The following is a 25,232-nucleotide window of genomic DNA, read 5'->3' as shown; positions in this document are numbered from 1 at the left end:
CAGTGGCGCATTGTCTGCATCAGGGTGAATAGGCCGCGAAATCCATGTGGCGACGCATCACAGATTGCTGACGCGCGCGGATCATCAGGCACTGAAAATGCGGCGATGGCGGCGCCCAGCCGCGTAAGTCAGTTAGCTTCGCATCTATCCAGACATTGGCTGAGTGCGGCCTGCCCTTCAAAACCGAGGCAGCTTTCTTCATAGGCATCGACTTCGGTTATAAACACCCCGGGGGTCTTTTGCTGCGCGTTGCTTCCGGGCACCGCGGACGCATCCGGACTTAACGCAGCAGCGTCCTGCAATTGCTTCTGCTGCATCTCCTCGTCGACGCGGCACTGCAGATTATCGGCATCATTCGCATCCATGCATTTTTGCTCGCATTGCTGCTGTTCCGTCTGGTCTTGCGCCCCTGCTGCCGAAGCGACAGAGAGGACTGAAGCAAGGCTTGCCAGCGCCAGAAAGCGCGGGGCTAAGCCGCGATCAACAATCGGTTTCATCATTTGGGGGCCGGACTTTCTGATTGTTCGGATGTGGACGGGGCGCAGTTGTGCAACGGCCTGCGGCCTTTCGGTCCCCAAAACGGACAGCGCTGCGGCACAAAAACAGTGCGACACGGATCAGGAAATGACAGTGCCGGGCAATCTGCGATCAGATCACCAGCAAACCGTAGCACGGCTGTGCAAGATTTCTGGAATGATTCGGAAATTCAATGGAGGTCTGGAGCGGGTAGAGGGAATCGAACCCTCGTATTCAGCTTGGAAGGCTGCTGCTCTACCATTGAGCTATACCCGCATTCACGACCCCGCAACGGTGGTGGAGGAAGTTGGATTTGAACCAACGTAGGCGAAGCCAACGGATTTACAGTCCGTCCCCTTTAACCACTCGGGCATTCCTCCGGTCCAACCGTCAGGGTCATGCATCCAAGATGGACACCCGAAACGTTCGGGTTTTGCGGGCCAAGTGATTGGTTAGAAACACCTGCTCCGCGGTCGGCGTTATGACGGCGCGCGGTTGCCGTGTCAACACGGATGGCGACAAAAACCGACAGTTCTTCACGGGCCGCTCGCAGCACACCCGGAAACCCCGGAAAACCGTGCGGTGAAAACCGCCGCGATGCTGTCGGTCGGGCCTCAGGTTGGGCCACCGATTGCACCCTACCGCAATTGGGGTATAAGCGCGCCATGAGCAAAGATGACGATACCGGCGCGGACGGTTCCAACCGCGATACCCACTATGCCAAGCTGCGCCGCGCCCACCGCGACGCCAAGCGCGATCAACAGGGCCTGCCGCCGGCGCAGCCGCGCAGCAAGCGCGACCTGCCTGCGCGCAAAGGCTCGCTTTATGCGGATCGCGTCGCGCCGGAAACCGTCTACCTGTATGGCCTGCACACGGTGCGTGCTGCGCTCGACAACCCAGCGCGACGCATTACCAGCCTGAAGGCCACACGCAATGCGCTCATCCGGCTGGAGATCGCCGAGGATGCGGCCCTGCCCTACCCGCTCGAACTTGTGAGCCCACAGGACATCGACCTGTTGCTTGGCGATGACGCCGTGCACCAGGGCGTGCTTCTGGAAGCAGCACCGCTCAAACCGCGGCCACTGTCAGCGCTTGGCGAAGGGCAACTGATCGTAATTCTCGACCAGGTGACCGATCCGCATAATGTCGGCGCGATCATGCGTTCGGCGGTGGCATTTGGTGCCGGCGCGCTTGTTACCACCCAACGCCACAGCCCGCAGGAATCGGGCGTGCTGGCCAAATCGGCCTCCGGCGCACTGGAAATGATCGATCATATCGAGGTGCGCAACCTGGCGGCGGCATTCGAGGAGATCCGGGCCCAGGGTTTCGTCACCATCGGGCTTGATTCGGAAGGCCCGGCACCGATCGAAACCGGCCTGTCGGGCAACCGAATCGCACTGGTGCTTGGCGCCGAGGGCAAGGGCCTTCGGCAAAAGACCCGCGAGACGGTCGACACGCTGGTGCGGCTCGAGATGCCCGGCGCCATCAAGTCGCTCAATGTCTCCAACGCCACCGCGATCGCGCTTTACGCCGCACGGCAATTTCTGGCGGGGCAATCGCGCGGCTGATCGCTGCCGACACGAAAACCCCGGTGGCGCCCGCCCGCCGCTGGGATCATGGCGGCCGATCCCGGACCCAGGGCGATCGCGATTACGCCCGCGCCACGCCCCACCATATAGGGACCTATTGCGGACGCCGTCGATAAAACCGGAGCAACAGTTTTCAGCACTACATCGGGGCCGTATCTGGCCGTCGCGACCCACCATCACGGTGGATCATTCACCAATCACATTGTTTTTGCTTTACAGACGCGCCCAATATGCTATCGGCATCGGCGCTGCCCTTGTAGCTCAGTTGGTAGAGCACCTGATTTGTAATCAGGGGGTCACGGGTTCGAATCCTGTCGGGGGCACCATTCTTTTCAATGACTTAGGTCATGCACCAGCCGCCGCACTCGGCTCTGTGTAAGCGCAATGTAAGCCGCGCGAATATACGAAACGGCTTTACGAGGATCGCCGTTCGCACGACTCATGACAACCAACGCGTCCGAGGCGCGGCATAACACCCCTAGTGGCGCCCACATGCCCGTCGCTCAGGTTGCACGGCAGTCTGAAGCCCAAATGGTCGGAACGGCTATTACCACTAGGTGGGGCACCGCAGCCGAAGAAGTTGATGTAGTGAAACTGGCTTTATGGCTTGAGATAGCGAAAGCACGCCAGTGTGCTTGAGGAACGTGCATTTACGCCGACAAGAAAAAGCTCGCGAAATCTTTGTATTTACGGGTCGGCTAACCTTCGGCTAAGCTGCTTTCCGACGCTTCCAGATTCGACTCAGCTACCTTGATCTCGATTAAGTGCGCGGAACAGGCCATGAACGCGCAATTGCCTTGTTTCTGAGTAAAATGGAAAATCAGTCGCGGGCTCGCAGCGAGGGTAAGTTAGTACAATTATGGCACGTAGCGACATTCTCGTGAATCTAGTGCGCGCCGGTGCGGTCGGTGATCGTGAGGCGCTGCGTTCGATTGCCGAAGCCCTAATGGCAGACGAGCGCGCCAAGAAGCATCATATCGTTGCCGACCGCCTGCAACGAGCGCTTTCCGCCGTGCCGGTCACGTCTCCCGCACTCACGACTAGTTCGCCCCAGCTCAATCCGGTCAATGGCCGCGAGGCCATTCTGGAGGTAACCGCGCGCCTTCGTCTTGAGGATTTAATGTTGCCACTTCCTGCGCAACAGAGCGGCCGCCAGCTTATTGAAGAACATCAGCGCGCCGATGTGCTGCGCGCCAGCGGCTATGAGCCGCGGCATCGCGTGCTCTTGTCCGGCCCGCCGGGCAATGGCAAAACTTCGTTCGCCGAAGCGATCGCTGAGGGGATGGGGCTACCTTTATATGTTGTGCGCTACGACGCGCTAATTGGCAGCTATCTTGGTGAGACCAACGCACGACTGCGTAAGCTCTTCGATTACGTCCGTACCACGCCGAGTGTCCTTTTCTTTGATGAATTCGATGCGATCGGCAAGGAGCGGGGCGATACGCATGAGACGGGTGAGATCAAGCGAGTGGTCTCGTTCCTGCTCATGCAGCTAGATCAGTTACCGAGCTATGTTGTCGTTGTCGCCGCCACTAATCATGGCGAGCTACTGGACCGGGCCGTGTGGCGCCGGTTCCAGATGCGTTTGGCGATGCCCGCACCGCAAAGGCAGGAAGTCGCTGTATTCCTTGACCGCATCTTGGCCGAATGGCCGAATGCGCCCAAGATGTCGCCGGCGAGGATTGCCACCAAGCTCGGTAAGGTTAGCTATGCTGAGGCACTCGATTTCTGCCAGAACGTGCGGCGGCGGCAAATTTTAGGGTTGGGGGAGATGTCCGTTGACGACGCATTGCGCGCCGAGATCGATCTCTGGACCTCACGCGTAACACCAGAGGTCATCAATGCCGAGCGATCCGATGAAGCCACTGCTGAGGCTGAGGCCGCAGGCTGATCAGCCGCGTCAGATAGGTCGTCCCGCCTACGTGCGATCTCCCGACGCGTTTCCACGCAACCGGCAGACCAATACGTTTGGCCCGCGGTTTAACCGCTTAGCGCGAGTCCTCGCACGCGGAGAAGATGCACTCGAACTGCGTGCCGATCCTTCCGGCCTCGCGCCAGAGCGATTGTTGGTGTTCGAGGTTCGAGGTTCGATCAATGCTTTCGCGAACGCGGTCCAAAACGTCGCTGGCCTGGAGCTCGTCGACGAGGAGGAATTGGACTCGGACGAGGGAGACAAACAGCCCTACGCCTATCTGCTGGTCCCTGACATGGTGGCACTCCGGAATCTCGAATCACTGTGGCGCCGGTGGCAGAACGGCCAGCTCGTTCGGGGCGAGGCACCCTGGGCGACTGTCTTTGATCTACTGCGCGATCTTCGCCCTTGGGGCCCGCTCGATCGGGTGCATAGAAGCGATGCCAGCTTGCTCGCGGCGGTAATCGATGGAAGGGACGAGGAGGAACTCGTCCGGCTGGAAGTCGAGCTGGTGTATCGCGGGCACAGAGCCGTAGCGGAAGAGCAAGAAGCGAACGTCCGCGTCGCGATTGTCGCGCGAGGTGGAGTCGTCGTCTCGCGGGCGCGCATCGCCGATATTGGCTACCACGCGCTACTCGCTGATATCCCTGTGCACGCGGTGCGGGAAATCGTCGAGCGGCGCTCCGAGGGGATCGCTGGGCTTGAACCGATCTTGCATATCCGACCGCAGAGCGCACCAACGACCATCGAGATCGCCGATGTGGAGGAGGAAGATGCTGGCGCTGGGCCGGCGCTGCCGCTCGGCGAGCCGGTGCTCGCGCTGCTCGACGGCGTTCCGGTGGCAAACCATCGCCTGCTCGCTGGTCACATCGATCTTGACGACCCCTTTGACCTCGAGCCGGACGCGCTGGTCAACAACCGCTCGCACGGCACTGCCATGGCCTCGCTAATCGTGCACGGCGACCGCAATCGCCCTGGCGTGCCACTGCCGCGGCGTATTCACGTCATTCCGGTTCTGGGCAACAACGACGAATTCCCATCCGACCGACTGATAGTCGACCTCATCTATCTGTCCGTCGTCCGGTTGCGGGAGCAGCGGCCGGGAGTGGTCATCATAAATCTCTCTCTCGGCAACCGCGTCAGGCCCTTTCACGGGCACTTATCGCCTTGGGCCCGGCTGCTCGATCGCCTTGCAGTCCGGTTCGGTCTTCTGTTCATAGTGAGCGCGGGCAACGCAACGAGCGACTTCGGTGTTCCAGCCTATACAACTCGAATCGAATATGAGGACGCCGATGGAGCGCACCGCGCCACGTCGATGATCACGGCGCTTCATGCGCTGATAGGGGAACGTAAGATGTTCTCGCCGGCCGAAACGGTCAACGGCGTGACAGTCGGTGGCTGCAATAGTGACGCTGTTCCGCTGGCCGACCGGGCACTCGCACGGGCCCTTATCGATCCGTATCCGGGGCATGATGCAGCAAACCCGTCGAGCAGCCTCGGCCCCGGTTTCGCGCGCTCCGTGAAGCCGGACATCCTGATGCCTGGTGCGCGCGAGCATATGCAGGTCGTGCGCAACCACACCCACATTGAAGTACGGCCAGGCCGCGCGTCGCGCGGCGCTGGCCTCAAGGTCGCGGCTCCGCCGGTTGCAGGCCGAGAAAATCTGGACGGCTATACCAACGGCACTAGTGCTGCTGCCGCGCTCGCCTCGCGAACCTGCCACCGGATCCATGATGCTCTTGAAACAACCTATGGCGATGCCTTTCTTGCGCTCCCGCCGATTGAGCGTGCAGTCCTGCTCAAAGCATTGATCGTGCATCCCGCGCGGTGGCCTCGCGAAGTGGCGGAGCTCATTAAGGCTACCGTTGGCCCTTGGGGGCGCGGCCAGGCTAGCAAGCAGAAGGACAACATCCGTCGTTTCATGGGTTTTGGCTGCGTCGATGCTGACGACGCCGTAGCCTGCGCGGCGGACCGCGCGACCTTCTTTGCTACGGGCAGCCTACGTCGTGACCGCAGCGTCACAATCGCGGTGCCCGTTCCGCTCGCCATGGGTGGTAAGGCGCTACCACACAGCCTCTCAGCGACTCTGGCCTGGTTCACACCGGTTGCTCCAGGGCGAAAGAGTTATCGCACTTGTCGACTCAAGATATTGAACCCGCCATCGCTTGGCGATCTTAGAGTGAGTGGGCATAGCTGGCAGCCCGATGAAAATCAGACCAACCGCGGCACCATATTTTCTCGCTGCTGGGAGGGGTGCGACGCGCCGATCGTTACGGCTGACATGACCATCCCGCTCGTGGTGCAGCGTGACCCAGACCAAGGTACACCGATCGACGAGCCTGTGGTCTTCGGACTGGCAGTCACACTCGCGATGCCTGGCGAGGTTGCTCTATACGAAGAAGTCTTCGCGCGAGTTCAGCAACAAATCCGAGCCGCAGCGCGTCCCTGACCGTACCCCACCGCAACCGGTGCGGTCAGCTATGATCGAGATTCCAAAAATTTGAATGTCAGATTTTATCGGCAGATTTGCTATAAGCTGCTGGTCAGCAATCAGCCCCATCTGTGACGTGCCGCAACCACTGTCTCCAGTGATTGAACCCTACTCTAACGGCGCTTACTAGCCAACTTCACAGGATGAAGTCGTCGAAGTACGTTTCGGACCGTAGATGCGTGCCACGCGCCAACGCGACGTGTCCGGATTCCTCTTGCGTTCAATTCACTTGCAATCGCCCCCAGCGAAGTGTGGCCTGAAGCCCTAATCTCCTCAATCAATGGTTCGATTGTCATCGCGAATTCATCCGTCTGGCTTTGAAGCGCACTCAGAGCTTGCTCAGGCCGCCCCACAGGCCGATACCCCCTATCGCCGCCCAAGATGACTCCACGAGCTTTCGCAGCCTTCAGTGCCGCTTTGGTGCGCTCGCTGATCCGGCGCGCTTCGTCTTCGGCAACTGCGGCGAGGATATGAACCGTCAGCCGATTTGCGTGCGGATTGTCGCAGGCGACGAATTCTGTGCCGGCCTCCATCAGCGCTGACACGAACGCCACATTGCGGGCAAGCCGGTCGAGCTTGGCGATCAACAGGACAGCGCCAGTATGTCGGCAGTACTTCAACGCTTTGTCCATCTCAGGCCGGTCTTTGCGTTTCCCGCTCTCGACCTCGACGAATTCCGCCAAAAGATCGCAATTGTCCGGCGTGGTGAACCGGCCGACGGCTTCGCGCTGAGCGTCAAGACCAAGGCCCGATGCGCCCTGGCGCTTTGTGGACACGCGATAGTAGGCGACATATTTGAGGGGTTTCATAAATTTCCATTTCCATACAAGACTGATCAACGTTCGTTGATCAGTCTTGTATGCGGAACCAATCAGAATTCAAAATGGATTTGTGGCTTCAGGAAACTGTCCAAAATCTTGAAACATCAAGCGGCAGTGTGCACCGAATTCCCATACGGTGCCTTCCACATGACGTTGTCGATACTACTCGTTGTCATCAGCATTGGAGCAATCCCGTGCACCGGCAGCCTTGGCCTTCTCGGCCATCTGATTTTCGCTTTTCTGCTATGCGTTTCAACCGCAGCACGCGTAAAGCTGCAATTCAGCGCAGAAAAGATGACGACGGTATCCTGTTCGAATGCTATCGAATTTGCGCAGACAGACAGGCTCGCTGAAAAGTCCACGTGATCGAAAAGCTCACCACGGTCGTATATGTACGCTAAAGTGATAAGTTATGATCAGGGCAAAGAGCTTAAGCTATTGTTTTTTATACACAATAGTGCTTATCACCCGATCCTAAATCGGAATCATCATGATTACGTTGAAATGTCACGCAAAATTCGAAACCCCAGAATTCCGGGCTTTTGGCTAAATCGAACATCCTTAAATTCAGATCAATGATACGTGAGTTGCTTATATTGATAAGCGATGCTGATCAGTTTGATAAGCTGCAACGACAGACCCGCGGCCGGTTTGGACGCTATTCTCATTATCTTTAACTGCTGGATGAGTGGTGAGCGCCGGCATGGATCTTCATAGGCACGAAATGGCCCACCAAGCGCATTGCGGGTCGCGCGGCACAAATGCTGACCGCCAATCAGAATGGCTACAGGCGGGCATGCATGAGTCAAACAGACGTGGCTAGTAAAGCCCCGCCCCTAGCGAATAGCTACGCGAGGTCGCTCAGACCAATCTTGATGACACACACTTGGCAACAGTCTCAAATGGCCGGTGCGCATCGGGCTGCGGGCTCGTCTGTTGGCTACGACAAAGCCGGATATGACGAGAGTCGAAAGTCTACGTTCGAATTCAAAGTCTCGCCGCTTATAGCTGGACGGTAAACTAGAATTTTTTGGAAATTGTCATGAAAACACGATTGAAGATGGCCTTCGCTGGCCTTGCCGCATTGCTGTGCTCGACGCAGCTCGTTTCAGCCACATGCATGGATGATTATGGCGGCGATCCGAGATATCTCGGTGAAGGGATATCGGCCAAGGAAGCGGCCAGCGCTCTTGTGGATCAATTAGATCCAAAATCAGGGGCTACCGACAAGAACCTGGACTTGCTCAGCCAAGCCTGCGCAAAAGCCAAGGTTTCAATCTTCTATCTTCAAAAATCCGCAGCCGCATATCGTATTTGCGATCATCCGGAAATGGCTTTCAAGATTGAAAAATATGTGGACGATCTAAGCAATTCTCACATCTGCGACATGGACACGTCTGACTGATCGAAGCCTGGCAACCGGCGTGTCAGTGAACTGAAATCATTGGCACGCCGCCGACAATGCGCTCGATACGCCGGTCGAGTTCCATGATCTCGAACATCGTTTCCTTGATCCGGTGTTCGTTGCGCATGGATCAGTTCAACGAGGTCTGAACAACGAACTTCATCGTCCTGAAAGGGCCAGATTTCCTCCCTGCGCGATGCAAGCACCCCGGTCACTGGATAGAGGACCGTCCAGTTTTTTCTTTGCCGTTCAATGTGGGGGTGGGGTGTGGCCGGCATGTGCCGTTGTTCGACTCACAGGGCGTACTAGAGTCGCTTCGCTCGCTTTCGGCGCCGTGCTATGCGATAGCAGCCAAACCGAGCCTGGCGGGCTTGCATGGGGCCGACGGCCGCCTGTGCCAATGCTTCAGGGATTTATCGCTTGATCACAACTTGCCAGTCGGCTCCTTGACGTCGACTGGCCGTGGCTCGATCACCGCAGCGATAACAGCTTCATTTATGACGTCAGAGTGCCGGCTCGCTGTCATCATTCAGCATCTGCGGTTTCGCCGACTCGTACCAGATCTCGGTCTTGGCCGCATTCCAGCGAGTTAAAAGACTGCTGACTCCGCGGCTAACCAAAATTGGCTTCCCAACTCGACACTTTCGATGTTCATTCACCGTGTCTTCGATGTCTTTTGCCATGTATTCGACAAGGCCCTCAGCTCCATACTTGCTGTGGTAGCTTTTCTTTGCTGACACCCGCATCACGTTGACGCAGGCGCCGGACCGTCGTCTAAAGGCGATGGCCTTGAACGCTTCTTCACTGTGCAAATCGGAAGGTGCCAGCTTCAGCCAAACAGGAAAGAGGCATTTCAAAAGGGCCGGCTTCGACGGAAAATGTGCCAGGATGTGAACATGATAAAGCCCGTCGTCTATCTCAATGACGCCGATCCATAAGCAAGGCAAATTCTGACGAGCAGCAGCGCTGCGAACTGCCGGCATGATCTTCTCGTTCACGTACTTGCTCACCGTCATGCCATGGAGCAAGATTTCTAACTCTTTGGGATGACCAAGGTTGAAGGTCACAAAGTAGTTCGGTTGAGATGTGGCTGTGCTATTCAGCCAAGCACCGGCATAGGCATATAGCCTCATTCTTTTTCGAGACCCCTGTTCGACGTCACAGTACCACCGGCAACCTCTCTGCATCCAATTGAATTCATGTGTTGTTTCTGATTGCTCCTGGTTTGATTTCGTTTGTTTTCGACAACCGACTATGGGGAAGTGTGCATCCAGTCGCTCAAATTCATCACCTGCGCTCATAGACCGCTCTCCGAAGTGCTGTGCCGGTAGGTCGCGTTTATCCAATTCTCAAGCTCTTTCGCCGGATACCGCACCATCGATTTTGCAATTTTGCAGAAACCGGGCCCAGTGCCCGATATACGCCAATTTCGTAGCGTGCCTGGCGCAACACTAAGCAGGTCGGAGACTTCTCTTTCTTTGAGAAGTGGTGGCAGCGATTTCGACAGGCTGATGACACCTGTGCCTTCACCCGAGACGGAATGAGCATGCATTCTTGGCTGTTGGTGCTGAGAAAGTTGTGTCGGCATGATTTGATCTTTCATCAATTGGTTCTTGATGAAGAGAAGAATGCCGGAGCCGCAGCTTGCCAATGCAGAGGAATAAATAGACCGTCAGTCGAGTATTTTTTGCACGGCAGCGGTTCTGGGTCGAGCTTTGTGGTTTCGACTGTCGATATATCGGCGAACGGCATTATCGATCGTGCTTTCAGGGGCTTGCCTGATGGGTATGCCTAGGGCGTCGGTGATCGAGAAGACACGCTGTACAAAGCGCACAAACGGTCCGTGCACCTCCAGCCCGCCGGCACCAGGCTTCTTTTCCGGACGGCTGGAATACCCAGCTTTGCCGCTAGCGACATGCTCATAGACAGCAGCAAGATCGACTACAGCTTCCAGCAGATCATCACGTGCTGGCCGGCCTCTAGTCGGCTCGATCTCGTTCGCGATCAATCCCGCCTTTATTCCAACCAGACGCACGTCAGAATGAAAAGTCTCGATGTGGAAGCCCTCGGCATCCTCGTCGTCGAAAGGCTCACTCTCCGGAACCAGAAATTCAAGTGATCGGTCGTCCAGCGTCGACATCAAAGCGTATACTGCGTTGAGATGCCGGCTAATCTCGGCAAAAGTTTTCTTGGCCGTTCCGGAATCGAACAGATCGAGTCCACCATCACGCGTCAGAATGCCTTTGTGATAGAGAAACATGTGCAGCACACGCTCAATGTCAAAAACCAATGCATCGAGTCGCTTGCCGTCTTCGCAACGCAACTCTTCGAACAAATAGCACTTCCGCTCATGCGTCATGTCGAGCAATCGAACACGAATTGGTGGACGATTCGGCAGCCTTTGCCGCTCGGCCTCGTTCGCTGACAAGATCACGAATTCAATTTTCATCACGGGCCTTGGGCCGATAGCCGCTGGCATCAGAAAACAGGTTTGTCGCCTTGCGTAAGGCTTCGTCCTTCAGGTGTGCATATCGAGCAGTCGTCTGCGGTTGAGAATGTCCAAGCAGCCTGCCGATTGTCTCCAGCGACTCTCCACTGCTCACGAGATGCGAGGCGAATGTATGACGCAAATCGTGCAGCCTGACATCATCGATATTCGCTTCTTTTCTTAGCGAACGCCAGAACGTCTTGATTGTCGTCATGGGCTTGCCTGGCACATCGCCCGGGAAAACATAGACGTTGTCGGCCGGCGCTTTGTGACGAATTTGACGCAGCAGAGCGATCGCAGCTTCGGACAGTGGGATAATTTCCGTTCGCTTTTGCTTCGTCGTGTGTGCAGGCTTGGTCCAACGGCCGATTGAAAGATCCACATCGGCCCAGTGCATTGAAAAAACCTCACCCCGGCGAGCACCGGTCAGCAACAATATCCGCACGATATTGCAGCCGCGCTGGTTCGCATTGCCGTCCATGGCGGTTACTAAACGCCCAAGCTCGTCCTTCGACAAGTACCGTTCGCGCTTTGTCTCAGGGTTTTTCTGCCACCCTTCAGTGGGGTTGTGATCGCACCAGTTCCAGCGCCGGGCTAGGTTAAACATCTTGCTCAACAGGGCAACTAGGCGGTTTGCAGTCGTCCGGCGATCTCCAAGTGAATCTGCAAGACGCTCGATATCGGTGAGTTCGATCTCACTCACCTTTTTCCGACCAAGTTGAGGCTTGATGAAGCGAGCTATGTAATCCGTATCACCTTCGACAGAGCGAGGGCGCTTGTTCCGTTTGGCGTGCTCGTTGAGATACCGCTCACAAAGGTGTTCGACTGTCGGCGCATTGCGGCTTTCCCTGCTCTCGGCCGCCGGATCGCCTCCACTGCGAACCTGGACATACCAGTCGCGCGCAATTTCTCGAGCCTGGTCGACAGTGATACTTCCGTGCTTGCCGACGGTTTTCCGCCTGGTGCGACCGCCGGAAGCGCGATACTGAAAGACATAGCTTTTAGTGCCAGTGTTCATCACCCGCAATCCGAAACCCTTGACATCAGAATCCCAGACGAAGGTGCATTTTGAACCATCTGATGGTGGCAACGTCTGATCAACGACACGTTTGGAAAGCTTGATCGGAATTGCCATGTGTAAGCTCTATGTAAGCAGCAGGACGTGATTTCCAGTGACACTGCATAGCGTCGACAGAAAGTCTCTTGCGCCCGTTCATATTGAATTACAACATATTTCTCGATTTCGGTGATCCACAGTGACTTCGAATGACACGCACTACATGTCGTAGAATTTGATTTGTAATCAGGGGGTCACGGGTTCGAATCCTGTCGGGGGCACCATTCATTTTTTGAAATACCGATGTTGTTGAGCTGTTTTCATTTGTTGACTCTTTGAGCCACCTTCTCATTCACCTCATCCGGGTCGCGGATGCGATCGGTTCCTGCGAATTCGATCGTGCGCGCGTCGTTGCGGACGGCGGGATTTCAACCGTATTAGACCCGCAAACACCAGTGGGCGCGACTGTTGGGCGTCACATTGATGTCCGCTGATAAACTTCGAAAAGAACCTTCCCGTAGAAACACGCCCATCAGCGGGATATTGGCGTCAATGGTGCCATTGACGATTACTGGCAGAAGTTTCAGCCGCCGATATGATCGCGACCTGTTCCGCCTGCATTGGTTGCGTCCCATGATTTGCTCTTCCAAGTAATTTTTCCGTTCACGGATCAAACCATGCTTTCGGAAGCTTCGGCCTCCGAGCTCGTTGCATTTTCATGCCTCAGCCGCTTGGATGCCATGCCTGGTTCGGCGCCCCATACTGCGATCCAGCGGTAGAACACCGGGGTCAGGAAGAGGGTGAACACGGTGGCAAAGCCAAGTCCGCCAATGATCACCCAGCCGACCGCGATCTCGCGCCTCGGCACCCGCACCTGATGTCAGGATCAGCGGCAACCCGCCAAACACGGTCGACAGCATGGTCATCATCACCGGCCTGATGCGCAGCCGCAGCGCATCGCGGATGGCGCTGTCTATATCCTGGCCCGCCTCACGCAGCTGGTTGGCAAATTCGACAATCAGGATGCCGTTCTTGGCCATCACGCCGATCAGCATGACGAGGCCAATCTGGCTGTAGTAGTTCAGCGACCCGCCGCTGGGCGAAATCGCCATCAACGCAGCAGCAAGACCAAACGGCACCGTCAGCATGATAACGACGGCGCTGGCAAGGCTCTCGAACTGTGCGGCCAGCACGAGGAAGACAATCACGAAGGCCACGCCGAACACCATGTACATGCCTGCCTGACTGTCCGACAGCGACGCCGCCTCGCCTGTAAAGGTAACCCCCATGCCGCCGGGCAACGTCTCCGCAGCAATCTGGCTCAGCCGTGTCATGGCATCGCCGAGATCGACACTCTGGTCGAGATTGGCCTGGACCGAAACCGCCAGCGATCCGCCCTGGCGCTCGATTTGGGATTGGCTGACCACCGGCTCAAGCGTCGCGGCAGCCGACAGCGGGATATAGGCGCCGTCAGGCAGGCGCAGAAAGATGGATTCGAGATCGGACGGATCGTTGATCGGAGGCCCGCCCGGCACCACGTTGACGTCGATTTCGGTATCGTCCTTAAACACGGTGACAGCCACTTTCCCCTGCACCATGGAGCTTATGGTTTGGGTGATTTCGGCTTCGGTCAGACCGAACATGCCCGCCACATCTCCATTCACCCGTACCTCGTACTGGGCCTGAACATTGTCGCTGGACAGTTGCGGATTGAGGAACATGCTGTCCTGAGCCATTGCCGCGACCAGCACATCAGCCGCATCGGTCATGGCAGTGACATCGGTGCCGGTTACAGCGAACTGCAGCCCCCGTCCCGCACCGCGGATGTTGAGACTGTTGGTCGAGCGCGCACTGACCTGAACCCCGGGGACCTTGGACAACTCACCGCTGACCTCGGTGAGGATTTCCTGCTGGCTCCGGTCGCGGTCATTCCAGTCTAGCAGCCGCACGATGATGAAGGCACTGGTGCCACCGCCGACGCCGATGATGCTTTGCACGGCGGTCACCTCACCGCTTTCACGGTACGGCGTCAGAATGTCCTCGATCATGGCCACCTGACCATCGAGATATTCAGGTGTGGTGTCGGGAGCGCCACGCGCCTGCACCAGGAAAAAGCCGCGATCTTCACTGGGCGTGATGGAAGAAGACAGGGTAGCCGCCGATCCGGCAGCAATAATTGCAAAGCCGCATGCAACGGCAATCACGATCAGCGGCGCGCGAATGGCCCGGTCCATCACGAAGTCGAAAGCGCGGGACAGCCGGCCCGGTCCGGCGTCTGGTTTTTCAGCCCCCGCCCGGCCGGGATCGAGAAACGCCGCCATGACCGGCGCCAGTGTCAAAGCCGAAATCGATGACAGGGTGACGGCGAAGGCCAGAACGAAACCGAATTCACTGAACACGCCTCCTGCCTGACCGGGCAGGAACGAGATCGGAATGAAGACGGCCGCCAGCGTCGCTGTCGTCGAAATGACAGCGAAGAACACCTCGTTGGTGCCGGCGGCGGCGGCGGCAAAGGCCCCCATGCCCTGCTGGCGCTTTCGCACGATGTTCTCGATGACCACAATCGTGTCATCGACGACCATGCCTGTGGCCAGAACCAGCGCCAGCAGGCTGATGGTGTTGACCGAAAACCCGGTCAGCCAGATTGCCGCAACGGTACCCACCAGGGCGACGGGAATTGTCACCGCAGGGATCAGCGTTGCACTGGCAGAGCGCAGGAAGGCGAAAATCACCGCAACCACGATCACGGCCGCCAGACCGATGGACTTGACCACCTCGTTGATCGACCCTTCGATGAACACGCCATCATCTGAGGTGATGACGATATCCACGCCCTCGGGCAATTCTTTACCCAGCTCTTCAACAGCTGCGCTCACCGCCTTGGAAATTTCCAGCGTATTGCCGGCCGATTGACGACTGATATCCAGCCCGATGGCGGACTGGCCATTGACGCGGGCAAACACATCATTGTCCTCGGGAACCAGCTGGACGAAGGCGATGTCGGAGACACGGGTGGTGGCGTTGATCGACACCTGGCCAACGCTGTCGGCAGTCACTTCGGCATTGCCGACACGCAAGGCGATGGTTTGCGATGTCGCTTCGAGCGAACCCAGCGGGGTGTCGTCACGCAAGGCCAGCAGCGCGGTCGAGACATCGGAAACCGTCAGCCCGCGATTGAGCAGCGAGGGAATATCGAGCGTAACGCGGAATTCATTGGCCCGGTTGCCGCGAACCGAAACCTCGGCAATGCCGTCGATAACCGAGAGCCGGTCATAGATCACCCCCTCGGCCAGGGTTGTCAGTTCGTCGAATGTGGCATCGCCCAGCACGGCGAGACGGATGATTGCGTCGGCATTGCTGTCACTCTTCGAGACCACAGGATCGTCGATATCATCGGGCAGTGCCCGCTGCGTTGCAGACACGATCTCGCGCGCCTCGTTTGCGGCGATATCAACGTCGGTCCCTTCCGAGAGGTCGATGGTTATCCGGCTTTCCCCGGTGGTAGAGCTTGATTCGATGTAGGACACGCCATCAAGCGCACTCAGCGCATCCTCCAGAACCTGCGTCACTTCCTGGTCAACGGTGCCGGGAACAGCACCTTCATAGGTGGTGCGGATCGAAAGCACCGGCTGATCGACATCCGGCATCTCGCGCACATCCACCGAGACAAGCGCCGCCAGACCAGCAATCAGGATCAGCAGATTGATGACAACACCGAAAATCGGGCGGGCAACGAAGAGATCAGCCAGGCCTGCCTTGCGGCCTTGCGGCTTTTGGGCGCTCATATCGGCTTCTCCGTCGAGATGGCCTGTTGCGATTCAGCCTGACCAAGCTTCAGTTCTGCGCGCGCAGGCACGGCATCTTGCCCGCCAACCACAGGATCGCCTTTAGCGGCGTTCGCCGCCACGATGGGAGACCCGGCCCGCAGTTTCTGCGCGCCCTCGCTTACCACCATCGCGCCCGGGGCAATGTCGGCTTCAATCCAAACCTGGTCGTCCCGGCGATACAGGATCGCCGCAGAAATCTGTTCAGCCACTCCGTTGTTATCAATCCAGACACTCGATCCGCTGCGCGACCAGGTAATCGCGGTTGACGGCAGAACCGCCAAAGGGTCGCTCTCGTGGACAATGCGGACGGCAAAACTCATGCCCGGCCACAGCCGCCCATCGGAATTGTCGATCAGGGCATGGACTGTAACGCTGCGGGTGACGCTGTCGATGCGGCTGTCGAAGGATACGATCTCTCCCTCGAACACCTGACCGGTATAGGTCGGGGTACTTGTCAGGACCTTCTGGCCCTTATCCAGCAGACCGACCGAGCGTTCAGGCAGTTCGAACACCACCAGCAAAGCCTCGGCATCGTCGATGGTCACAATGGCACTGCCGGCAGACAAGGTGTCCCCGATCTCCACATCGCTCAAACCCAGCTTGCCTGAAATCGGGGCCTTGATGGTCCGGTCATCCAATGCCACCCGGGCAAGGCCGACATTCGCCTCGGCCAACCGCTGGGCAACACGCGCTTCGGCAAGGGCAACATCGGTTATCGATGAATTTCCGGATGCGAGCAGCCGCTCGTAGCGCAATACCTTGTCACGGGCCTGTTCAAGTTCGGCCTGGGCGATTTCAAGATTGTACATTTCGGTGCGGGCATCGAGCTGCACGAGCACGTCGCCGACCGTCACGTCCTTGTTGGCGGAAAGGTTGGTCTCGATCACGTCGCCCGAAACATTGGAAATCACGCTGGCACTGCGCACTGCGTCGGCACTGCCGATCGCGCGCAGGATGTCTTCATAGGGCTGCATTTGCAGCGGGGTCAGAACCACCGTTGTCGCCCTCGCACCACGCGGCCCGCCAGCGCGACCTGCCTGCGACGGCCCCTTGGCGGCCCTGCCTTCCCGCTGTCCGCCTTCGGTCTGGATGTCCGATGAGACCCCGAGAGATGCGGGAACGTCGAATGCAATGAAATATGCTCCGGCAACTATCGCCGCCGAGACAACCAATGTGACAAGCCTGCGCATCTGGGAAACCTTCTGAATGTTGATCGTCATTCTGGATTGAGTGTCACCGCTGCCCTTGCGGGCAGAACTCAGGCCGATCGCAGGGCCATGCGGCGCAGTGTCATGTCGCGGTCGATGAAGTGGTGTTTGAGCGCACCGACGACGTGGAGAACCAGCAAGCCTAGAAGTCCCCAGGCCGCGAATTGATGGGTCATGCCTGCAGCATTGGCCAACCATTCAATCTTGTTCTGCGCCGGAATGATCAGCCCGAAGACATCAACTTCCCGACCGCGATATATGGTCATCACAAGCCCGGAAAGCGGCATCACAGGAACGGCAGCGAGCAGGCCCCAATGGGTTAGCCTTGATGCCACCGCCTGCCAGCGCGGCATTACTGCCGCATCTGCGGCAAACCCCTGCGCCACACGCCAGCCAACACGCCAAATGCCGTAAACGAGAACCAGAACCCCGATAGCCTTGTGCCATCCCATGATGGCGAGCACGGTCTCACGCTCAAACGGCCCATAGGCCATGACCAAGCCGGAAACCAGCATCCCGATCATCGCCGCGGCAACGATCCAGTGATTGAGCCGCGAGACCAGGCCATAGCTGCTGGAGCTGTCGTTGCGAGGTGCCGTATCTGTCTGCCGTTGCATCTGAAATTTCCACAGTTAGCCGGGCGCGATCTGGGTCGCGCTTCGTTGCAGTCCGTATAGTTCTGAAAACAGGTGCGGCGAGGGCTTGAATGCCCTCGCCATGTCAGCGTCAGCCGCGGCGGTCGCCGTGACGGGATCCATCACGGCCATGCCCCTTGCGGTCATGTCCGCGCTTATCCGCGCGGTCCAGCTTGCCGTCGTCATTGCGGTCCATCCGCTCGACGACATTGCCAAACCGCTTGTCCATTTCGGCCTGTGTCACCATGCCATCACCGTCTTCATCAAGGCGCTGGAAGGCATCGACCATCTTGTTGCGGACCATCTGGAGATAGATCGTCTCGAATTCATCGAGCGAGATATTGCCGTCGCCCGACGCATCGGCTTCAGACACCACGGCAGACCTGAAGGTATCGATTTCGGCCTGCGTCACGGCGCCATCGCCATTTGCGTCAACCTTTTCAAGGATCTGGCGCATCATCCCGCGACCGCCACGTTTGCCGTGACCGTCACCATGGCCACGGAAATCAACGTTCATGACCTTGGGTGCCTGCACCTCTTTGTCCATCGCGGTTTGCGCGCTGGCGACCGTGTAACCGGACACAACGGCCATGATTGCCACAAGGCCGACGGGGAGGAGTTTGGAGTTGTTCATGTCGTATCCTTTCGAGATTTCCATGAGGCGTGCATCGCCGTGGTGAAACAGACTTAGGGGCTATTGCGCCGGAAAGTGTGTCAGCGCCAATGCCGCTTTGTCGTCATTTGTCGCAAGGCATCCGGCTGATACATCTTGCGACAAATCAACCGCGAAACCGCCTGTTCTCTGGTTGATTGTCCCGGGGCAAAGAATGCTACTAAGGGAAATATGGACGCCGAGCGCGGCCAAGGAGAGACCTCATGACAGACCCGATCGCACCGCAAATCCTGATCGTCGACGATGCCCGCGACATTCGCGAGCCGCTCGGCCAGTATCTGCGCAAGCAGGGGTTCCGGACACGGCTTGCCGCACATGCCGCCGAAGCGCGCGAAATCCTGGCGGAAGCCTCCATCCATCTGGTCGTGCTTGACATCATGATGCCCGGTGAGGACGGGTTGAGCCTGTGCCGGTGGCTGGTTGCGCATAACGGTCCGCCCGTATTGCTGCTGACCGCCATGGCGGACGAAACCGACCGCATCGTCGGCCTCGAACTGGGCGCTGACGATTACCTGATCAAACCCTTCAACCCGCGCGAACTGCTGGCGCGGGCACGGGCGATTCTGCGCCGTGCACCGCCGGAAGCAGCGCCGCCTCCCAGCAGTAAGCGCCGGTTCGCTGACTGGACCCACGATCCGGACGTCATGAAACTCACCCATGAAGACGGCCGGAGCATCGACCTGACCACCGCCGAAAACCGGCTTCTCGCCATTTTCCTCGATCAGCCGCGCACGGTGCTGACCCGCGCCACGCTGCTTGACCTGACAGCCGGGCGCGAAGCCAAAGCCTATGATCGCGCCATCGACAACCAGATCAGCCGATTGCGCCGAAAAGTCGAAGACGACCCGAAAAATCCACAGCTGCTGGTGACCGAATGGGGCGGTGGGTACCGGTTGGTGGCAAACGTGAGCGAGGCCAATTGATGAACCGCCTCAAACTCCTGTTGCCCGATTCCCTCGCCGCCCGGCTCGTCTTCCTGCTGGCGATCGCCATTATTGCCGCCAACATCATCGCGCTCGCCGTGCTCGCGTTTCAGCAGCAGAGTTTCGATCAACAGGCCCGGGAGGAACGCGAAATCGAACGGATAGCAGCACTGATTCCTGCGATGGAGGCAGTAAACGCCCAGCTTCGGCAGGTGATTGCACGGGACGCATCGACACGCTTCGCCCGCGTCCGTGTGGAAGATGCCCCGTTGCTGACCGAGACCGAGACAGGCACACGGGCCAGGTACATCGCATCCCAGCTCGCCGAAACGCTGGGCCGGCAGGATGTGAGCGTGGCAATCATAGACCGGCCGCTTCCGCCCGGTGCGGATCGCAACGGCGCCACCCATACAGATCAGGTGATTGCCATCACCATTCCGCTGAGCGCGCGGAACGGACAGTCCGAGTGGCTCAATGTCGTCACCAACGGTGCACCGTCACGCGCCGGCCGTGTCGACAGCAGGCCGTTTTTGACCGTGCTTTCCCTGTCGCTTCTTTCGGTGCTTGGCGTTGCCATTGTTCTCGCTCGCCACCTGACCAAACCACTCAGCCAGCTTTCGCAGGCAGCCCAGGCTGCCGGGCGCGGCGACCGCACTGCGCGGGTACCCGAAAAAGGAGCACGGGAAATGCGTCAAGCTGCGCGGGCGTTTAATGCAATGCAGGCCGAAATCTCTCAATTCGATGCGGAACGCATGCGGATGCTCGCCGCCGTCGGCCATGATTTACGCACCCCCATGACCAGCCTGCGTATCCGTGCCGAAATGGTTGATGACGAAGAATTGCGTGATGGGATGGTCAAAACCCTCGACGGGATGACAGTCATGGCCGATGGCCTGATCAGCTATGCCCGTGAAGGCCAGGATGTGGAAAAGATGCTGTCGCTTGATCTCGGCCAACTGCTCAAGCAGCTTTGCGAGGATCGTGGAGCAGTATGCAACGTTAAAGCAAATGTTCAGGTGGAGGGCCGCCGCGTCGGCCTTGGCCGGGCTATCGGCAACCTTATCGACAACGCGGTGCGATATGGCGAAGAGGCGACGGTTACGCTCTTGCAAGACGGGCAACATGCTATCGTTACCATCGAGGACAATGGTCCAGGCATTCCGCCGGCCCGTCAGAACGCGATGTTCCAGCCCTTTACCCGCGGCGACGACAGCCGCAGCCTCGAAACCGGCGGCGCCGGTCTCGGCCTCTCCATCGCACGAACGATCATTGTTGCCCATGGCGGTCAGATAATGCTCGAAAACCGTGCTGAAGGAGGACTACGTGCGAAAGTGGTTTTGCCGGTGGTCAAGGAAACATGACGTGAGATTGGTATCGGGTGTCGGACGCTGGTCTTGATCGGCCATGTGCTTTGCAAAACGCTCAATCTGTCGGGCGACAGATCACCTTCTACAACCACCAGCGACCTCACGCCGCTTAAGGCGCACAGCCGGCCGTGGTTTACTTTTACAGCATCGAAACCGATCAACTGGAGCCGAAAGTAGCTTAAATTACCACGGACACCGTCGAACAGTCGGGGAGTAGCTCACCAGCGCCAATTGCCTTGATTTCAGTTCATTTTAGACATCCGTCAAGTTGGCCAGAGATGCCCAGTGTGGTGCCATAGACTGTTCTATCTGCTGCCATAGGGCGAACCGCCGTTGATACAATCTGGAACGCTGTGCGTCGGAACGAAGCTCAGTGGCCGGTGCCACCATCGCAGCGGCAGCAGCATCAAGATCCGGGAACCTTCCGCTGCCCACAGCTGCTGCCATCGCCGCGCCAAGAGCGCCAGATTCCGGTTGTGCAGCCACATCCACCGAAGCATCGAGCATATCGGCAAGCATCTGCGGCCACAGCGGGCTCTTTGCCCCGCCGCCAGATATCGTGATCCGGCCGAAGTCGACGCCGGCTGCGCGCATTTTGTTGATATGGGCAAGGTGGGCAAATGCCACGCCCTCGAACAGTGCCCGCATCAGGTCGCCAGTATCGTGCCAACCGGCCAGTCCCATGAAACCGGCGCGAGCTGCCGGGTTGGTGCCTGCACCATAAAGATAGGGATGGTAGAACGGGCCATCGGCACGCAACGGTGCGGCGAGCGCCAACTCATCGGCCAAGGCAAACGCCCCGCGCGCCTGCCGACGCTCGTCATGGCCGAGAAGGTGGTGGGCGACCCATTCAAGATTGGCCGCCGACGTGGCCGAGTTTTCCATCGACATGTAGCGGCCCGGCGCCACGCCGCAAGACATGAATACCGCAGCCGCTGGCTCCGCCACGATCGCCTGGTTGATGCTCCAGGTGCCGATGATTGTGGAGGCTTGGCCGATTTGGGTCACACCGGCGCCGATGGCACTTGCGACCACATCGAAAAGGCCGGCAACCACCGGCGTTCCCTCGATGAGCCCGGTCTTGCGCGCAACCTCGCCGGTGACGTGGCCTGCGACTTCGGTCGGCCACAAAAGCCGCGGCAACAGCCGCTGGTATTCCGACAGACCGTAGGCTGCAAGAAGGTCATCATCGTAGCAATTGGCCGGCAGATTAAGGAGCCCGGCACCTCCCATGTCGGAAATGTCGCTGACCACCTCCCCGGTCAGTGCATGGGTGACAACATCCTTGCACATCAGCACGTGCGCAGCCGCTTGCAACACTTCGGGACGATGCTCGGCCATCCAGGCCATCAGTGTCGGGGTTTGCGAGGCCCAGGGCCGTTGCCGTGCCAGGCGGTTGACCGCATCCGAGGTGCCGTCTGCGTCCCATTGCGTCACCAGTCCGGCAGCACGCGTATCGAGCGACTGGATGGCGGCAAGCGCCTTGCCCTGGGCATCGAGCAGATAGAGTCCGTTGCCATGGCCGGCCGTCCCGACGCCCTTCACCGCAGACCCCGGTACCCCGCCCTTGGCAAGCACCTCGACAACCAGATCGGCAAGATCAGACCGCAGCACCTCGACATCGCGTTCAACCATGCCCGGCGCGGGGCTGGTGCCACCGGTATCGCGATGGGCACGGGCCAGCTCGCGGCCCGTCTCATCGAACAACACTGCCTTGACGCCGGTATTGCCGGCGTCAATTCCCAGATAGGCGTCCATCAAGCGCCGCCCTGCTCATAGATGGCCCAAGCCTTGTCGGCGTCGGCGCCGTCGTGGATCATCGCCATCAGTGCTGCCACAACGGCCCGCGGATTGGCATGCTGGTAAATGTTGCGTCCGTAAACCATCCCGTGGGCACCTTGGCGCATCAACTCGGCAGAGTTTCGGAATACCTGCATCAGGTCAGCCTTGCCGCCACCGCGCACCAGCACGGGACAACGCGCCGCCTGAACCACATGAACGAAATCGGTGGGATCCGTAGTTGGGTCGGCCTTGATGATGTCTGCGCCCATCTCGCGCGCCAGGCGCACCAGCGTAACCACTTTTTCCGTGTCACCGTCGACAAGATAGCCGCCATTTTCGTTGGGCTGCATCACCAGCGGCTCGATCATCAGTGGCATGCCGTACTTCTCGCAGTCATTGCCCAGCCGGCCGATATTCTCGACGCATTGGCGGAACAGCCCCGGCTCACCCGGCAGCATGAATAGGTTGACCACCACGCAGGCGGCATCCATTCGCAGCGCTGCCAGAATGGGATCCGACTGGTTCTGCATCACCGCCCACATCTCGCTGTGGCGCACGGGATTATAGGGATTACCCATGTCGACGCGCATCACCAACGCCGGCCGATTGCGGCCCGGCAAGGTCTGCAGCAGGTCCGACTGGCCGTAATTCATCTGGATCGCATCCGGCCCGGCAGCCACGAGCGTGTTGACCACGCTCTCCATGTCCTCAAGACCAGACATGAAGCTCGGTTCGTTGCAGACGCCGTGGTCGATGGCCACATCGAGACAGCGGCCATTGTTCATCAGCCGGTTGAGACGAACCTTTTTGGTGAGATACATGAGATTTCCTTTCAGGCTTTGCTTTGCTGCATGCGGTGGCGGCGAGCGAAGGTTTGATTGAAACGGTCGATGGCAGCTTGCCTCTGGCTTTCGGTCCATCCCAGTGGGGCCGCCAGCAATTCCGATACTTCGGCCAGCAAATCAGCCGTGATGCGCCCCTCGATGCCGAGTGTGGTGCGCCGCAGCAGGATATCCCCGAGCTCGCGCACCCGCTCGTTCCTGACCAGAAACAGCATTTCCCGGCGGCTATAGTCACTGGCTGTCAGCAGCGGACCGTCGGCCTCTGCGGCGCAATAGGCGGCCACATCGGCAGCGCGACTGCCATAGCGCCCTGCCAGCGTTCGAACACACTCCAGCGGCAGCGCGGTTCGCGCGGCAATCTCGCGCAACCAGTGTTCACGCGCTGGCGACTCCGTCGGGAAGTCGCGCCCACCACCAATGCGAAGATTTCGGGTATCGACTTTCCGGGGAATTCCGAGCCTGGAGAGCGCAAGATCGGCAACCTCCTCGCCGAAGATGCGGAAGGTAGTCCACTTGCCGCCGATCAGGGTCAGTACGGCATAATCACGCGCACCCGGCGCTTCCACATCGATGGAATGATCGCGGCTGATGCGGCCGGTAAAGCCTTCGGCACTCACCGGCAACGGACGCACACCGGTAAAGACATGAACGATTTCCTCGTCCTTGACAACGATGGATGGAAAGACGTTCGCAAGCGCGGAAAGCATATAGGCCTTCTCGTCCTCGAAGCACACAGCGCTGTCAGGATCCTCTACCCGTATATCGGTCGAGCCCACCATCACCGAGCCGGCATGGGCGAAGGTAATGCAGATGCGGCCATCGGCGTTCTCGTAGTAGACCATGCGATCGCCCAACGCGGCTTTAAGAGCCTCGTTGTTGATCATCAAATGCGAGCCCTTGGTTCCCTCCACCCGCTTCTGATCGTTGCCCCGGTCGATCCGTGTCGAAACCTTGTCGACCCATGCGCCGGTGGCATTGACCACCACTTTAGGCACGATCCGGCCCTCGGCGCCGCTAAGCCTGTCCCGCCACACCAGTCCGGTGCGATCCCCTGAGACAATCTCGGTATAGGAAAAGGCACGGGCATCGGTGGCCGCCTCGGTCTCAATCACCATCTCGACACCGAGCCGCTCAGGATTGGTCACACGAGCGTCAAAATAGAGCACGCCACCAACCGCCTTGTCGGTGATACCAGGCACAAGCTTGCGGATGGCTGCGCGGCTCAGCCCCTTGTGCCGAGGCATCGACCGGCTGCGCCAGGACATCACGTCATAAAGCGTCAGGCCAAGGCGGATCATGAGACCAGGCCGGTGGCGCGGCTTGCCGGCAAGATTGAAAAAGGCCGCGGTGGTGGCCAGGGTGCCGCGGAACCAGGTCATGATCGGAACCACGGTGGGCAGCGGTGACACACAATGCGGGGCATTGTTGAGAAGGCGGTCGCGCTCCTCAAGCGATTGCCTGACCAGGCGGAATTCGCCGTTTTCCAGGTAGCGAAGGCCGCCATGAACCATCCGCGACAAAGCCGCACTCGCCCCGGAGCAGAAATCGTCGCGCTCCATCAGAACCACGTTCACGCCTTGCAACGCCAGTTCCCGGAAGGTGCTGATGCCATTTATGCCGCCGCCGATGATGAGCACATCGACGGCCTCCGGCGGCGGGGTCGGATCTTGCAGCTGGGACGGCGAACGATCCATGT

19 protein-coding genes and 3 tRNA genes are annotated in these 25,232 nt (G+C 58.8%); 7 read left to right on the top strand and 15 right to left on the bottom strand.

Annotated features, from left to right (window positions below):
* Positions 1 to 128 precede the first annotated feature (128 nt).
* From OEG84_RS02390 to OEG84_RS02380, 3 genes are all read right to left on the bottom strand, one after another.
* On the bottom strand, positions 129 to 500 hold the full coding sequence (locus tag OEG84_RS02390) for a hypothetical protein (RefSeq protein WP_267652250.1): 372 nt from the start codon (positions 498 to 500) through the stop codon (positions 129 to 131).
* Between the two features lie 218 nt (positions 501 to 718).
* A tRNA-Gly gene (locus tag OEG84_RS02385) sits at positions 719 to 792 on the bottom strand.
* 19 nt (positions 793 to 811) lie between these two features.
* Positions 812 to 896: transfer RNA gene (locus tag OEG84_RS02380), tRNA-Tyr, on the bottom strand.
* A gap of 285 nt (positions 897 to 1,181) precedes the next feature.
* Between OEG84_RS02380 and rlmB the strand changes: the two genes are divergently transcribed.
* From rlmB to OEG84_RS02360, 4 genes are all read left to right on the top strand, one after another.
* Complete coding sequence (gene rlmB / locus OEG84_RS02375; protein WP_267652249.1) at positions 1,182 to 2,084, top strand: 23S rRNA (guanosine(2251)-2'-O)-methyltransferase RlmB; 903 nt, start codon at positions 1,182 to 1,184, stop codon at positions 2,082 to 2,084.
* A gap of 271 nt (positions 2,085 to 2,355) precedes the next feature.
* Positions 2,356 to 2,431: transfer RNA gene (locus OEG84_RS02370), tRNA-Thr, on the top strand.
* 533 nt (positions 2,432 to 2,964) lie between these two features.
* Positions 2,965 to 3,996, top strand: a complete 1,032-nt coding sequence (locus OEG84_RS02365; RefSeq protein WP_267652248.1) for an AAA family ATPase — start codon at positions 2,965 to 2,967, stop codon at positions 3,994 to 3,996.
* Positions 3,997 to 4,174: 178 nt separating this feature from the next.
* Complete coding sequence (locus tag OEG84_RS02360) at positions 4,175 to 6,466, top strand: S8 family peptidase (protein WP_267656062.1); 2,292 nt, start codon at positions 4,175 to 4,177, stop codon at positions 6,464 to 6,466.
* Between the two features lie 155 nt (positions 6,467 to 6,621).
* On the opposite strand, the gene OEG84_RS02355 is transcribed toward OEG84_RS02360, so the two are convergent.
* A complete protein-coding gene (locus tag OEG84_RS02355; RefSeq protein WP_324288164.1) occupies positions 6,622 to 7,347 on the bottom strand; it encodes a recombinase family protein in 726 nt (241 codons plus the stop codon).
* A gap of 1,024 nt (positions 7,348 to 8,371) precedes the next feature.
* Between OEG84_RS02355 and OEG84_RS02350 the strand changes: the two genes are divergently transcribed.
* The gene (locus tag OEG84_RS02350) at positions 8,372 to 8,734 is read left to right on the top strand and encodes a hypothetical protein (protein ID WP_267652247.1); all 363 of its coding nucleotides are present in this window, start codon (positions 8,372 to 8,374) and stop codon (positions 8,732 to 8,734) included.
* 503 nt (positions 8,735 to 9,237) lie between these two features.
* Here the strand turns inward: OEG84_RS02350 and OEG84_RS02345 are convergent.
* From OEG84_RS02345 to OEG84_RS02310, 8 genes are all read right to left on the bottom strand, one after another.
* On the bottom strand, positions 9,238 to 10,035 hold the full coding sequence (locus OEG84_RS02345) for a hypothetical protein (protein ID WP_267652246.1): 798 nt from the start codon (positions 10,033 to 10,035) through the stop codon (positions 9,238 to 9,240).
* A complete protein-coding gene (locus tag OEG84_RS02340) occupies positions 10,032 to 10,337 on the bottom strand; it encodes a helix-turn-helix transcriptional regulator (RefSeq protein WP_267652245.1) in 306 nt (101 codons plus the stop codon). Before OEG84_RS02340 ends, OEG84_RS02345 begins: the two co-directional genes overlap by 4 nt.
* Before the next feature lie 69 nt (positions 10,338 to 10,406).
* Positions 10,407 to 11,183, bottom strand: coding sequence for a hypothetical protein (locus OEG84_RS02335; protein ID WP_267652244.1), 777 nt, complete (start codon positions 11,181 to 11,183; stop codon positions 10,407 to 10,409).
* Complete coding sequence (locus OEG84_RS02330; RefSeq protein WP_267652243.1) at positions 11,173 to 12,357, bottom strand: tyrosine-type recombinase/integrase; 1,185 nt, start codon at positions 12,355 to 12,357, stop codon at positions 11,173 to 11,175. Before OEG84_RS02330 ends, OEG84_RS02335 begins: the two co-directional genes overlap by 11 nt.
* A 638-nt stretch (positions 12,358 to 12,995) precedes the next feature.
* Positions 12,996 to 16,064: an efflux RND transporter permease subunit gene (locus tag OEG84_RS02325; RefSeq protein ID WP_267652242.1), complete on the bottom strand. Its 3,069-nt coding sequence runs from the start codon at positions 16,062 to 16,064 to the stop codon at positions 12,996 to 12,998.
* Entirely contained in the window at positions 16,061 to 17,326 is a 1,266-nt protein-coding gene (locus tag OEG84_RS02320) for an efflux RND transporter periplasmic adaptor subunit (RefSeq protein ID WP_267652241.1), read from the bottom strand. Before OEG84_RS02320 ends, OEG84_RS02325 begins: the two co-directional genes overlap by 4 nt.
* Before the next feature lie 38 nt (positions 17,327 to 17,364).
* Complete coding sequence (locus tag OEG84_RS02315; RefSeq protein ID WP_267652240.1) at positions 17,365 to 17,931, bottom strand: cytochrome b; 567 nt, start codon at positions 17,929 to 17,931, stop codon at positions 17,365 to 17,367.
* Positions 17,932 to 18,040: 109 nt separating this feature from the next.
* The gene (locus OEG84_RS02310) at positions 18,041 to 18,583 is read right to left on the bottom strand and encodes an EF-hand domain-containing protein (RefSeq protein ID WP_267652239.1); all 543 of its coding nucleotides are present in this window, start codon (positions 18,581 to 18,583) and stop codon (positions 18,041 to 18,043) included.
* 242 nt (positions 18,584 to 18,825) lie between these two features.
* On the opposite strand from OEG84_RS02310, the gene OEG84_RS02305 reads away from it, so the two are divergent.
* On the top strand, positions 18,826 to 19,545 hold the full coding sequence (locus tag OEG84_RS02305) for a response regulator (protein ID WP_267652238.1): 720 nt from the start codon (positions 18,826 to 18,828) through the stop codon (positions 19,543 to 19,545).
* Positions 19,545 to 20,906 (top strand): ATP-binding protein, encoded by a 1,362-nt coding sequence (locus OEG84_RS02300; protein WP_267652237.1) that lies wholly within the window; start codon positions 19,545 to 19,547, stop codon positions 20,904 to 20,906. Before OEG84_RS02305 ends, OEG84_RS02300 begins: the two co-directional genes overlap by 1 nt.
* Before the next feature lie 258 nt (positions 20,907 to 21,164).
* On the opposite strand, the gene OEG84_RS02295 is transcribed toward OEG84_RS02300, so the two are convergent.
* The 3 genes from OEG84_RS02295 to OEG84_RS02285 are packed head-to-tail and all read right to left on the bottom strand — an operon-like array spanning position 21,165 to position 25,230.
* The gene (locus OEG84_RS02295) at positions 21,165 to 22,670 is read right to left on the bottom strand and encodes an FGGY-family carbohydrate kinase (protein ID WP_267652236.1); all 1,506 of its coding nucleotides are present in this window, start codon (positions 22,668 to 22,670) and stop codon (positions 21,165 to 21,167) included.
* Positions 22,670 to 23,515, bottom strand: a complete 846-nt coding sequence (locus OEG84_RS02290; RefSeq protein ID WP_267652235.1) for a class I fructose-bisphosphate aldolase — start codon at positions 23,513 to 23,515, stop codon at positions 22,670 to 22,672. Before OEG84_RS02290 ends, OEG84_RS02295 begins: the two co-directional genes overlap by 1 nt.
* Before the next feature lie 11 nt (positions 23,516 to 23,526).
* On the bottom strand, positions 23,527 to 25,230 hold the full coding sequence (locus OEG84_RS02285) for a glycerol-3-phosphate dehydrogenase/oxidase (RefSeq protein WP_267652234.1): 1,704 nt from the start codon (positions 25,228 to 25,230) through the stop codon (positions 23,527 to 23,529).
* Between the last annotated feature and the right edge of the window lie 2 nt (positions 25,231 to 25,232).

Source organism: Hoeflea algicola, assembly GCF_026619415.1.
GTDB lineage: Bacteria > Pseudomonadota > Alphaproteobacteria > Rhizobiales > Rhizobiaceae > Hoeflea > Hoeflea algicola.
Note: the sequence above shows the minus strand (reverse complement) of the source record. Positions and strands in the feature narration are given on the sequence as shown.

Bases quoted from the DNA above. Each gene is read 5' to 3' on its own strand.
- OEG84_RS02390 (WP_267652250.1), bottom strand. From the start codon at position 500: ATGATGAAACCGATTGTTGATCGCGGCTTAGCCCCGCGCTTTCTGGCG.
- rlmB (WP_267652249.1), top strand. From the start codon at position 1,182: ATGAGCAAAGATGACGATACCGGCGCGGACGGTTCCAACCGCGATACC.
- OEG84_RS02365 (WP_267652248.1), top strand. From the start codon at position 2,965: ATGGCACGTAGCGACATTCTCGTGAATCTAGTGCGCGCCGGTGCGGTC.
- OEG84_RS02350 (WP_267652247.1), top strand. From the start codon at position 8,372: ATGAAAACACGATTGAAGATGGCCTTCGCTGGCCTTGCCGCATTGCTG.
- OEG84_RS02345 (WP_267652246.1), bottom strand. From the start codon at position 10,035: ATGAGCGCAGGTGATGAATTTGAGCGACTGGATGCACACTTCCCCATA.
- OEG84_RS02340 (WP_267652245.1), bottom strand. From the start codon at position 10,337: ATGAAAGATCAAATCATGCCGACACAACTTTCTCAGCACCAACAGCCA.
- OEG84_RS02335 (WP_267652244.1), bottom strand. From the start codon at position 11,183: ATGAAAATTGAATTCGTGATCTTGTCAGCGAACGAGGCCGAGCGGCAA.
- OEG84_RS02330 (WP_267652243.1), bottom strand. From the start codon at position 12,357: ATGGCAATTCCGATCAAGCTTTCCAAACGTGTCGTTGATCAGACGTTG.
- OEG84_RS02325 (WP_267652242.1), bottom strand. From the start codon at position 16,064: ATGAGCGCCCAAAAGCCGCAAGGCCGCAAGGCAGGCCTGGCTGATCTC.
- OEG84_RS02320 (WP_267652241.1), bottom strand. From the start codon at position 17,326: ATGACGATCAACATTCAGAAGGTTTCCCAGATGCGCAGGCTTGTCACA.
- OEG84_RS02315 (WP_267652240.1), bottom strand. From the start codon at position 17,931: ATGCAACGGCAGACAGATACGGCACCTCGCAACGACAGCTCCAGCAGC.
- OEG84_RS02310 (WP_267652239.1), bottom strand. From the start codon at position 18,583: ATGAACAACTCCAAACTCCTCCCCGTCGGCCTTGTGGCAATCATGGCC.
- OEG84_RS02305 (WP_267652238.1), top strand. From the start codon at position 18,826: ATGACAGACCCGATCGCACCGCAAATCCTGATCGTCGACGATGCCCGC.
- OEG84_RS02300 (WP_267652237.1), top strand. From the start codon at position 19,545: ATGAACCGCCTCAAACTCCTGTTGCCCGATTCCCTCGCCGCCCGGCTC.
- OEG84_RS02295 (WP_267652236.1), bottom strand. From the start codon at position 22,670: ATGGACGCCTATCTGGGAATTGACGCCGGCAATACCGGCGTCAAGGCA.
- OEG84_RS02290 (WP_267652235.1), bottom strand. From the start codon at position 23,515: ATGTATCTCACCAAAAAGGTTCGTCTCAACCGGCTGATGAACAATGGC.
- OEG84_RS02285 (WP_267652234.1), bottom strand. From the start codon at position 25,230: ATGGATCGTTCGCCGTCCCAGCTGCAAGATCCGACCCCGCCGCCGGAG.